Below are 12,574 nucleotides of genomic sequence, written 5' to 3'. Positions count from 1 at the left end.
CTAAAAAAAGATAAAAATGACATTATATAAATATAGATATTTACTTTATACCGTCATTCTTGCACCGTTAATTTTTCTGACGTTATTCATTTTTGGTATCTTTACTAAGAATAATAATTATTCTGAAATTGATAGAAATGGAATTGATATAAATGAAAGTATTTTTCAAATTTACGATAACCAAATTTATGCATTAACACCAAGTAACGGTTATTATAAAGTTGAAGATGCTTCTGTAAATACATTTCAAACTTTAAATAATCCTAGTTTTCAGAACGGACATATCGGTAAAGATGAAAAAAATGTATATGCTGGTAATGTGATTTTAGAAGATTTAAATCCTCAAAATTTGAGAGTTTTAGCTAATAATTATTATACCGATGGAATTGTAACCTATTACAGTTCGAGAAATAGTGAACAAAATCAATCATTAAATACGTTTGAAGAAATTTTTCAACAAACTTTTTACAATCTTAATTTAGGTAGTAAACCTCAAACTTATTGGTATCCTTCAGTAAAACTTCCTGACAATGTAAATTACCAAAGCATAAATGGAAATGGATTAACAGCTTCTTCTGATAAGGTTTATTTTAAAGGTCTTGAAATGCCTGAAGCGAATCCGAAAACTATAAAACCTATTTATAACAATTATGAAAATAATCGACGTGAAAGCACTTCTTATTTTACTGATAATAAACATCTTTATTATGAAAATAAGCTTTTAGATATTGATTATAATTCTTCGATTTATGAATTATATATCGAAGGAGATGTTCCGTCTCGAAATGATTATTTAATCGATGCTAAAAATGGAAATATTGTTGCTGATGGTGTTTTATTTCCAACAGAAAACGCTCCGTATAAATTACTTAGTAGCAATCTAAAGCATGCTTATCAGGTTTTATTTGCTTCAAAAAACGGAATTTATTTTTATAACGAATACAATAAAAAAGTAGAAAAAATAAGTGATAATCCTTTTCCGAATAACGATTTTAAACAGCTTTATGGTGATATAATTATTTCAGGTAACAACGTTTATTATCTAATCGGTTCAGAAAATTGGGGTCGCGGAACTGGCCTTAATAGTAGAAGTACACATCTAAATTTAGTTGAAAATCTTAATGCAAACGATTTAGTTGAGGTAGCCAATATCAATAATTCTGGTAGTATTTGGAAAGCAAAAAATGCATATTATTATTTTGATAATTTAGGTCGAGGACAATTAATCGGTGGACCTATTTTTCAATTTAATAGTAGTCAAGATGTTTTAAATTTTGTAAAAAACGAAGACATTAATTATCAAGCTGTTTTAGATTTAATGCATTCAAATCAAATTTTTCTTCCTGATAGCGTAAATATTGCGGAAGCTAAAACTAAATCTTCGTTTAATAATAATTACAATTCTGTTTATTACATTTTAGGTTTTGCTTTATTTATTCTGATTGTAATTTTGATTGTATTTCGCAACAAAGTTCTTAAACCATATTTCTTTGAAGATGGTTATCTGATAATAAATACATTGTTGTTTACCAAATACAAAATCACAGACATCGAAGAAATTACTTTTAAAGTAAATGAAAGTAATATTACTCATAGATATACCAATGCCGTTTTTAAAATAAAAACCAAAAATGGAAAAACGTCTAGAAATTATATGTATTCACCTGAAGTGACTATTTTTTCTACACCAAAAGTAGTTTTTATAGAATACATCCAAGAATTACAAATTGAACTTGATTCAAAAAAAATAAAATCGACATTAAAATTAAATGACTGAAAATAAAGTTAGTTGCTCAATATCTATTATAATTATCAATTTGTTAAAGATAGATAAATATCAATTTCAGCATTTGCCCAATCGTGACTTCTTTGGTCGTATATTTCAAAATCAAATCCATATTGACGATTGATTTTTGTACTCCAAATTTTTCTCCAAGCGTTTGCAACGCAATCGGGCATTTGACCTTTTGCAGTTTCTAATTGGTACTTTTGTACTGGGATTGTCAATTCGTCTAAATCTTCAGGTTTTAGTGTTTCGGACGCAACTTTACAACCTATAAAAAAAGAATACATTCCATGTTCGTCGCTTTCATAATCGTAGTAAACAGCAACAATTTCATTGGAGATTTTATTTGGTATTTTTTTTATGATTTCATCTTCCATAAAGGCTTGCCAAAGCGAACCACAATCTATTGCAGCTTGTCCGTTTTTATTACAAGTTTGCATCATTAATTTTTTACCTACGAGTTTAAATCCTTCCATAATTCAAATTTGTTTTTAAAGTTACTAATTATTAAAAGTATTAGAATACTATTAATCTAAATCGTTAGTAATAAGTGTATTCAAAATAACACTTGACAACCCTTTTTCGCTTATCGTAAACAAAGGTCTCAACTAAATTATTGTCATTAAATTTAAAATTATAATCAGCTACAACTTCGTTTGAATTATCTGAAATAGTGATAATCATTTCACGATTTTCTTTTTTAACCATTTTAAATCTGATTTTTTGAATTTCATCTAATCTATCATTATAAGATGTAAACGCAAATATTTCGTTAGGTTCTGTTTCATTTTTGACACAACTTGAAGTTTTTAAAACTCCATTCAAATAATTATTAATACAACCTTTTTCATATCGATCTTCGTACATATAATCGTATTCTTCAATTTTTTTTCCTTGCTCAACAAAAAAACGTTTTTCTAGCAAATAACCATTTTCTAAAGTAACTATGTGAGTTACATCTTTTTGAATATAATCTACTGTATAAAAAAGTTGATTGTCGTTAAATTGAATTTGTGTTGAATTACCATTTTTTATTATATTTTTCAAGATATCGTTTTCATACTCAAATTCTGTGATTTCGAATAAGCCGTTTCTATCAAATTCATTTATTTTTACAGGTTTTCCAAGTTTATTAAGTACAATTTCTTGACTTTTGAATTTTGGTTCTTTTGAATTGTCTTCATACATTATTATTGTATGAACATTTTTTTGATCTTGTTGATAGAATAAAGTATTTTGGGTTTTAAATACATTTGGTTGTGTGTATTGCTCTAAAAAAACATCCATCAATTGTTTTGATTTTTCTGTAAAATTGTTCATATCGTTAAGTTGATTATTTTCATTTTTTATTATGCCTATTTTATTCAAATAGGTTATCAATTTGTCTCGATTTAATTCTTCTGTAACAAATTGGGTTGAATTTCTATTTGTTTCTAACTTTTTAAGTTTAGAATCTTTTTTTCCATTCCAGAAAACAATAGCACGATAAGGATCATATGAACTACTAAGATCTATAATTTCTCCGTTTTCTAATTGAATATACGATGGATTTACAATGTGATTTAATTTAAATTCTTTAACATTCAAATGATTTTCAAGTCTTTTCTTTTCGACATTATCTTCATTTGATAAATAATTATTATGCATTCCTGGAATTTGAATTAAAAAAACTTGTGGAATACCAGATTTAAAATACAATGTATCTACAGAACTATTTTGAGAACTTAACATTCCTTGTAAGTGAATTGTTTCATTCTGCGCATAAGCGTTTATAGTAAAAAGAATTAATAGAATTATTAAATTTAATGTTTTCATTTTTAGATTGGTTATTAGTTTCAAATACAAAAGTTTATATAGTTTATAAAAAAACAACTTTCATTTTGAACTTATTACATTTTAGCATTTACATCAGTCGGTTTATACTTCTACACATTTGTAAATTACAACTTTAAATTTAAAAAAAACATTTACGATTACCTTATTTTCAAATTATGCGTTTTATAAAAAAAGCAATAATAGACAGATGACAACTCAGATATTGATTATCACAAATTCAATATATTTCACTATATTTATTTAACATACAAAATCTTAAATGTACATCTCATTTAAATACTCGTTTTAGTATGTAGAAGATTGTCGTTATTATTTTAAAGCATAACTAACTAAAAAAAAACTTGAAACTAAATCAATATTAATGGTAAATCAGCAATTAATACCTCGTTAAAATCAAAACCAACACTTATGAAAACATTAAAATCAAATGTATCAATCTTGTCTTTTTGTTTTTTTTTATTGCCCATTTTCATGTTTGCACAAAAAGAAATTGATTTTGGAAAATACGATTCGTACGAAAAAGTAAAAACGTTTTTCAACGATAAAACAAACGAATCTGACTTTGCTTACGGTTATTACAAAACCTATAAAAAAGGACTTTGGAACGGCATTCCAATAACTGAAATTGTGATGTATGAAAATGAAATTTCGTTTGCAATTACCAAGGAACAAAAAAATGCAACACTACAAATCGTTAATTATCTTACCAAAAAGTACAATAATAGTTTGGATATCGACACCAGTTATTGGGACATAATTTATCGTGTAAAAACCAACGAAATGTCATTAAATTTCGAGGTTGATGTCGATAAAGATGAAAAAATATCAGATGAAACTACTTCTAAAATGACACTAAGATATAAAAATGTCACCGATAATAAATTAGCTAAAATTTCTTCGGATTTAGAATCGATTTCAAACGGAAGTGAATATTATTTAAATCTGGATTATTTTCAAGTATCACCACAAGTTTATATTAATGGTTTACCTGTTTTTAAAGAAACGGCAAAAAGCAGACATGTGAATGACGGAATCATTTTCTTAAATAAATTTATTTTAGAATCAGGTTCTCCAGTTAATATAAAATTTGTAATTGAACCCGGAAACGACAATGACGGAAAACCTTATGATAACATCATCAAAGAATCTTATTTTACAGCATTAATAGAAACTGTAAATGCTAACGGAGCAAACAGTAGAAAAGAAAAACTTTATTCCAATAAAGAATATGTAACCGATACCATCACAGAAGATGGTAAAACAAGATATTCATCTTATCCGGGAACTTACAGTTATGGAAAAAAGAAATTGGAGTTTAAATACACATTAAATCCTCGAGTTGAATATAAAGTATCTGCTTGGAATAACGGAAAAGACTTACGTAACGAAAAAGATTTAGAACAAAAAATCAAAACCTTTTACAGCGATTTTTCAAAATTAATAATGGAGAAAAACATCGATAAAATCACAGAAATTCTCTATCCAAAATATGCTGATTTTTATACATACAGTTATAATTTTGGAACAAGTAAATCTATCGATGATTATGAATCTTGGCTCGAAACAGTTCAACGAACTTTTAAAACCAGTAGCGCCGAGAAAACAAAATTACATATCAGTTACGACGGAAAACTCGCCTATTTAGAATCTTTGGATAAAACTACAAATCTAAAAACAATTGGTAAAGAATATGTAAAAGACATTGATTTTATTTTTTATATCGATGAAACAACCAATCAATTAATTCCTATCCGATGAAAAAAATCATTTTTATATTAATCACAATATTGTTTGCGCAAACTTCATTGGCTCAATTTGAAGATTTCGATAAAGCAACTTCTACAAAAGAATTAATTTCGATGTTAGAAGAACAGGCAAATGATTTAGAATATTTTATCACTTTTTTTAATAACAAAAACGATGAACCTTCGAAACCACGAAAAGTAAATGCGTTAAAGCACACATTTAATCAAAGTAAATTTGATAATGAAATCGAAGAAAAAAGTCATTATAATTACAGGTTTATCAACGATTTCAAAAACGGAGAAATTGTAGTTTACATCTATAAAGACGAAAATATTTATGGTTCTTTAGATGATTTAGGAGCTTCTATTTATCCAACAAAAATTTATTATCACGATGGAACGACAGAAATTCCATCAAAAAAAATCAATTTATCAACCCGTTTTTCAAACGAACTGAATCTGAAAAAAGCCGTTAAGCAAATCGATATTGAAATGGTTTTCTCAGCAGCAAGAAAATTGGATAGCATTGTTATTCCGGTTAAAAACAATTCAAAAACAAAAAAGAAAGGTTTTGATTTTGAAATCATCAAACAGAACAATCAAGAAGTTACCATTAAAACCAATGCAACGGATATTGATTTCATCGAAACACAAGCAATTGCTACAAACAACGACCGAATAGAAAGTCAAGGTAAAACAAAATTAACTGTGTCTCCTGAATATTTTGAAAGCGTTTCTAACAAACTTTTAAAGCAACTTAACAAACTAGTCGAAACTTCTAAAAAAGATTCTTTAATGAATTTTGATAAATTTAAAGCTAAGTTTTATTCCAATTTAAATGAATTAAAAAAAGAATCCGGAAAAATCTTCAATAACGATGCAAACGATTATTATATTACTTACACTTTTGGCGCACCCGTTAAAGAAATCGTTTTATACTATAATGAGGATACCTACGAACGAAAAATTGTAAATAAAATCTTGCCGAAGAAAATTCAGCCGTATCTAATCGATTATAAAGATGAAAATCAAATTTTTTACGACCTTAACGGGAAGTCGATTACTGAATTAAAAAAATATTATGGTTATGAAAATGATTATTTCTTTTCTGGAATCAATCAATATTATTATTTTGATTTAAGCAAAAAACAAATGATTGATTTACCATATTATAAAATCGAAACCATTTCAAACAATTTTATTTTAGCTAAAGAAGATGACGAATCACCATTTTATTTAGTCGATACTAACAATAAAAAACTAATGCAAGTAGATGGTTATCATTACGATAAAGATTTTAATTTAACTTTGATACATGCTAACAATTCTTTTTATATCCTAAATAATTCAAGTTTAAAACCCATTGAAATAAAAAATATTGATAGATTAACTTATGCCGAAAAAGGATATTTCGTTGCTAAAAAAAATGACAAATTTGGATTTATTGATGCCAACGGAAAAATCATCGTTCCGATTGAATATGAAGATGTTCAACCTTTTGACGATTTTGTAGATTTAACTGCAAAAGATGTACTATTTGGTGTGAAAAAAAATAACACTTGGGGATTTGTAAATGCGCAAAATCAAACTGTGATTCCGTTTATGTATAGCGATATTCAAGGGCCATTTTCATACGGAGTTGCGCCAGTTTATATCGATGGAAAATTAGGTTTGATTAATTTAAAAAACGAAAAGCTAACTCAATTCACTGGTTCTAGCTATGGCAGTTCATCTAATTTTGGTAAAAGAAGCATGAGTTTATCTGACGGAAATTATAATCATCTTGGTGAATTAGATAAGAAGTAAATTGTAATAATAAGAAAAGGAAATTCTTTAATTAGAATTTCCTTTTTTATTAACTCAAACCAGATATAACTCCGTTTTTATCTATCGTCATTCCTTCGGCCGCCGGAACCGATGGCAATCCAGGCATTCGCATCATATCTCCTAAAATTGGAATGATAAATCCAGCGCCTGCTGCAAATTCAAATTCGCGAACGGTTACTTTAAAATCAATCGGTCGTCCGATTTTGGTTTCAACATCACTTAACGATTTTTGAGTTTTAGCCATACAAATCGGTAATTTATCAAAACCTAAATCATATATATTTTTCAATTGATTTTTTGCCTTTACGGAATAAACCACATCGGTAGCACCATAAACTTCGGTTGCAATTTTTCTAATTTTATGTTCAACAGTATCGAGTACATTGTACAACGGTTGAAAATGATTTGGATAGATTTCAATTGCTTTGACCACTTCTTCTGCAAGTTCAATCATACCTTTTCCACCTTGTGTAAACTCATCAGCAACAATAGCTCGAACTCCCAAACTCGCACAAGTTTCTTTAATGAACAAGATTTCAGCTTCGGAATCAGTTGCAAAATGGTTGATAGCAACAATCGGTTTTAATCCAACTTTAAAAGCATTTTCGATATGTTTTTTTAAATTCTCAATTCCCTTTTCCAAGAAATGAATTCCAGGATTTTCATATTCGCCTTTCTTAGCACCACCATGATAACGTAAAGCCCTTACGGTAGCAACAATAACATAAGCATCAGGTTTTAGATTTCCGTAATGACATTTGATATGCATGAATTTTTCAGCTCCTAAATCGGCACCAAAACCTGCTTCGGTTACCACATAATCGGCTAAAGACATTCCCATTTTTGTTGCTATAATCGAATTTGTTCCTTGAGCGATATTTGCAAATGGTCCACCGTGAATAATCGCAGGATTGTTTTCTAAAGTTTGAACTAAATTCGGTTTTATTGCATCTCGAAGTAGAATTGCCATGGCTCCTTCTGCTTTTAAATCGCGAGCAAAGATTGGTTTCTTATCGTAAGTAAATCCGACGAAGATATTACCTAATCTATTTTTTAAATCTTCAAAATCTTTACTCAAACACAAAATCGCCATGACTTCAGATGCAGGCGTAATATTAAAACCTTCTTCTCGCATCACGCCATTTGCGCTACCGCCGACACCAACTATGATATTCCTAAGCGAACGATCGTTCATATCCATTACTCGTTTCCAAACAATAGTTTTAGGATCGATATTTAGATTGTGATTTTTGTTTTGAAGATTGTTATCTATCAAGGCAGAAAGCAAATTATTAGCTTTTTCGATTGCTGAGAAATCACCTGTAAAATGTAAATTAATATCAACCATCGGAATCACTTGTGCATAACCGCCACCAGCAGCACCACCCTTGATTCCGAAAACAGGACCTAAACTTGGTTCGCGAATAACCACAATCGATTGTTTACCTATTTTATTTAAACCGTCATTTAAACCAACAGAAACCGTTGTTTTTCCTTCTCCTGCAGGTGTTGGATTTATCGCTGTTACTAAGATTAATTTTGATTTTTTAATTTGTTCATTGTTGATATAACTTAATGGGATTTTGGCTTTGTATTTACCGTAATATTCTAAATCATCTGCAGCGATATTTATTTTTTTTGCGATTTCTCGAATATGAAGTATATGTGCTTTTTGCGCAATTTCAATGTCTGATGGAAAACTCATAAATGTTGATTTTAAAAGGTTCATTTTTATTAACTTATCCTAAGTTACGAGTTTATATTAAGGTTTAAAAACTTCTGAAAAATAAATTTTATTTGAAGTTGCGTTAGGGATTGGAGCGATATCCTTTTTATGGAATGAAATGGAATAAAAAGATTTAGCGGAAAGCCCGACCGAAGGGAACGCACAAATAAAAAACGCACCCAAAATGAATTGGATGCGTTTCTTTATATAATGAAAATGCAATTACATGTTTCTACGGTACTGACCTCCTACTTCGAATAAAGCCGAAGTGATTTGACCTAACGAACAAACTTTTGTTGCATCCATCAAGACTTCGAAAATATTCTTGTTGTTGATTGCTGCAGTTTGCACATCTTCTAATGCTTGTTCAGCCTCTGAAAGATTACGCGCATTTAATTGCTCTTTTGTTTTGATTTGGAATTGTTTCTCTTCTTCTGTAGCACGAATTACTTCTGCAGGTACGACCGTTTTAGAACCCGTTGAACTCAAGAACGTATTCACACCAATGATTGGGAAACGTCCGTCGTGTTTCAAGGTTTCGTAATACAACGATTCTTCTTGAATTTTTGAACGTTGATACATCGTTTCCATTGAACCAAGAACACCACCACGTTCTGTAATACGATCAAATTCTGCTAAAACAGCTTCTTCAACTAAATCAGTTAATTCTTCGATAATGAACGAACCTTGAATTGGATTCTCATTTTTCGCTAATCCTAATTCTTTATTGATGATCAACTGAATCGCCATAGCTCTACGAACCGATTCTTCTGTTGGTGTTGTAATTGCTTCGTCGTAAGCGTTTGTATGTAGCGAATTACAGTTGTCGTAAATCGCATACAAAGCTTGTAACGTAGTACGAATATCGTTGAAATCGATTTCTTGTGCGTGTAACGAACGACCTGAAGTTTGAATGTGGTATTTCAACATTTGCGCTCTTTCGTTTGCTCCGTATTTTTGTTTTAAAGCTTTTGCCCAAATTCTACGAGCCACGCGACCGATTACAGAATATTCTGGATCGATTCCGTTTGAGAAGAAGAACGATAAGTTTGGCCCGAATGCATTGATGTCCATTCCACGAGATAAATAATACTCCACATACGTAAATCCGTTTGCTAAAGTAAATGCCAATTGCGTAACCGGATTTGCACCTGCTTCTGCAATATGATATCCTGAAATAGAAACCGAATAGAAGTTACGCACATTTTTATCAATGAAATATTCTTGCACGTCACCCATTAAACGCAATGCAAACTCCGTTGAAAAGATGCACGTATTTTGGGCTTGATCTTCTTTTAAAATATCCGCTTGAACCGTTCCACGAACTTGAGCTAATGTATTTTTCTTAATTTCAGCATACACATCTGCAGGCAATACTTGATCTCCTGTTACACCTAAAAGCATTAATCCTAGACCGTCATTTCCTTCAGGAAGTTCTCCGTTGTAACGAGGACGTTCTGCATTTTTAGCTTTGTAAATAGCTTCAATCTTAGCTTCAACTTCAGCTTCTAAACCGTTTTCTTTAATGTATTTTTCACAGTTTTGATCAATGGCTGCATTCATAAAGAACCCTAACAACATCGGTGCTGGTCCGTTAATCGTCATCGAAACTGATGTCATTGCATGCGATAAATCGAAACCGGAATATAATTTCTTAGCATCGTCTAAACAACAAATAGAAACTCCGGCATTACCAATTTTTCCATAAATATCTGGACGATGTCCTGGATCGTTTCCGTATAAAGTTACCGAGTCAAAAGCTGTTGATAAACGTTTCGCTGGCATTCCTTTTGAAACATAATGGAAACGACGATTGGTACGTTCTGGCCCTCCTTCTCCAGCAAACATACGCGTTGGATCTTCTCCTTCACGTTTGAACGGATATAAACCTGAAGTAAATGGAAATTCTCCTGGAACGTTTTCTTGTAAAATCCAACGTAAAATATCTCCCCAAGCTTCGTATTTAGGTAAAGCTATTTTAGGAATTTGTAAGTGTGATAACGATTCTGAATGTGTTTGAATCTTGATTTCTTTATCACGAACTTTAAACGAATAAACTGGATTTTTATACTTATTTACCTTTTCATCCCAAGTAGTAATTACTTCCCAGTTGAAAGGATCTAAATTCATTTTTAACTTATCGAATTCGGCTAACAGCACTTTAGTTAATTCAGGATTATCCGTTCCAGTAATATCAATTCCATATTGATTGATTGTTGGAACTTTTCCAGAAATGGTTTCAAGCGTTTTAAAGAATCCGTATAATTTTTGAGCTACTTCTTTTTGAGCATTCGCTCTTGAATCATATCCACGATTATTCTCTGCGATTTCAGATAAGTAACGTGTACGCGAAGGTGGAATTACGAAAATCTTCTCACTCATTTCTTTCGTGATTTCGAAATTCGATTTTAAATCGGCACCTGTTTTTTCAACCACTTTATCCATGATTGATTTGTACAATTGATTCGTACCTGGATCATTGAACTGAGATGCGATTGTTCCGAAAACAGGCATTGTATCAGGATCAGCATCCCATAAATTATGATTGCGTTGGTATTGTTTTTTCACATCGCGTAAAGCATCTAAAGCACCGCGTTTATCAAATTTATTAATTGCAACAATGTCAGCAAAATCTAACATATCGATTTTTTCTAGCTGAGTTGCAGCTCCAAATTCTGGAGTCATGATATATAAAGACGCATCTGAATGGTCTAAGATTTCTGTATCTGATTGACCAATTCCAGAAGTTTCTAAAACAATTAAATCATAATGGGCAGCTTTTAAAACTTGCAATGCTTCTTCAACGTATCTTGATAAAGCTAAGTTCGATTGACGCGTAGCCAACGAACGCATATAAACACGTGGATTATTGATTGAGTTCATACGAATACGATCTCCTAATAATGCTCCACCTGTTTTCTTTTTAGAAGGATCGACAGAAACTAAAGCAATAGTTTTTTCTGGAAAATCAATTAAGAAACGACGAACTAATTCATCAACCATAGACGATTTACCAGCTCCACCTGTCCCAGTAATTCCCAAAACTGGAGTTGATTTATTTTCAACTTTATCAAAATCGAATAACTTCAAAAAGTCATCTTCTCTATTTTCAGCTAAAGAAATTAATCGAGAAATCGTAGTTACATCTTTATCCGAAAGAGATTGATACACATCTTTTCCTTCAGGAAGATTCAAATTTGGAGTTGGAAAATCAGCTTTCTGAACCATATCATTAATCATTCCTTGAAGTCCCATTTCACGACCATCATCCGGAGAATAAATACGTGTAATTCCATGATCCATTAAATCTTTGATTTCAGTAGGAAGAATTACTCCACCTCCACCACCAACGATGCGAATATGTCCAGCACCTTTTTCTTGAAGCAAGTCATACATATATTTAAAATACTCATTATGTCCGCCTTGATAAGATGTCATTGCAATCGCATTAGCATCTTCTTGTATCGCAGTGTTTACGACATCTTCAACAGATTTGTCATGACCTAAATGAATGACTTCACATCCGGTGGATTGAATGATTCGACGCATGATATTGATTGCTGCATCGTGTCCATCAAATAGAGCGGCAGCAGTTACTATACGTACTTTATTTTCTGGTTTATAAGGGATATTATTTTCCATATCGAACTTAAT

General features: G+C 30.7%; 7 protein-coding genes. 3 read left to right on the top strand and 4 right to left on the bottom strand.

Annotated elements, in window-relative coordinates; all coding sequences use genetic code 11:
• The first annotated feature begins 16 nt into the window (after nt 1-16).
• Nucleotides 17-1,777 (top strand): DKNYY domain-containing protein, encoded by a 1,761-nt coding sequence (locus tag HW119_RS09100; RefSeq protein ID WP_177763631.1) that lies wholly within the window; start codon nt 17-19, stop codon nt 1,775-1,777.
• A gap of 35 nt (nt 1,778-1,812) precedes the next feature.
• On the opposite strand, the gene HW119_RS09095 is transcribed toward HW119_RS09100, so the two are convergent.
• Nucleotides 1,813-2,262, bottom strand: coding sequence for a GyrI-like domain-containing protein (locus HW119_RS09095; RefSeq protein WP_177763628.1), 450 nt, complete (start codon nt 2,260-2,262; stop codon nt 1,813-1,815).
• A gap of 64 nt (nt 2,263-2,326) precedes the next feature.
• Nucleotides 2,327-3,601, bottom strand: a complete 1,275-nt coding sequence (locus tag HW119_RS09090; RefSeq protein ID WP_177763625.1) for a hypothetical protein — start codon at nt 3,599-3,601, stop codon at nt 2,327-2,329.
• A 429-nt stretch (nt 3,602-4,030) separates the two neighbouring features.
• Between HW119_RS09090 and HW119_RS09085 the strand changes: the two genes are divergently transcribed.
• Both HW119_RS09085 and HW119_RS09080 read left to right on the top strand, forming a co-directional pair.
• Entirely contained in the window at nt 4,031-5,380 is a 1,350-nt protein-coding gene (locus HW119_RS09085) for a hypothetical protein (RefSeq protein ID WP_177763622.1), read from the top strand.
• The gene (locus HW119_RS09080; RefSeq protein WP_177763618.1) at nt 5,377-7,173 is read left to right on the top strand and encodes a WG repeat-containing protein; all 1,797 of its coding nucleotides are present in this window, start codon (nt 5,377-5,379) and stop codon (nt 7,171-7,173) included. Before HW119_RS09085 ends, HW119_RS09080 begins: the two co-directional genes overlap by 4 nt.
• A 49-nt stretch (nt 7,174-7,222) precedes the next feature.
• Here the strand turns inward: HW119_RS09080 and HW119_RS09075 are convergent, their stop codons facing one another.
• Together HW119_RS09075 and HW119_RS09070 are read right to left on the bottom strand one after the other, a co-directional pair.
• Nucleotides 7,223-8,899 (bottom strand): formate--tetrahydrofolate ligase, encoded by a 1,677-nt coding sequence (locus tag HW119_RS09075; RefSeq protein WP_177763615.1) that lies wholly within the window; start codon nt 8,897-8,899, stop codon nt 7,223-7,225.
• A gap of 243 nt (nt 8,900-9,142) precedes the next feature.
• Entirely contained in the window at nt 9,143-12,562 is a 3,420-nt protein-coding gene (locus HW119_RS09070) for a methylmalonyl-CoA mutase family protein (protein WP_177763612.1), read from the bottom strand.
• Between the last annotated feature and the right edge of the window lie 12 nt (nt 12,563-12,574).

The organism is Flavobacterium sp. I3-2 (genome assembly GCF_013389595.1).
In the GTDB taxonomy this organism is placed as follows: Bacteria; Bacteroidota; Bacteroidia; order Flavobacteriales; family Flavobacteriaceae; genus Flavobacterium.
This window is presented reverse-complemented; position numbering and strand designations above follow the sequence as displayed.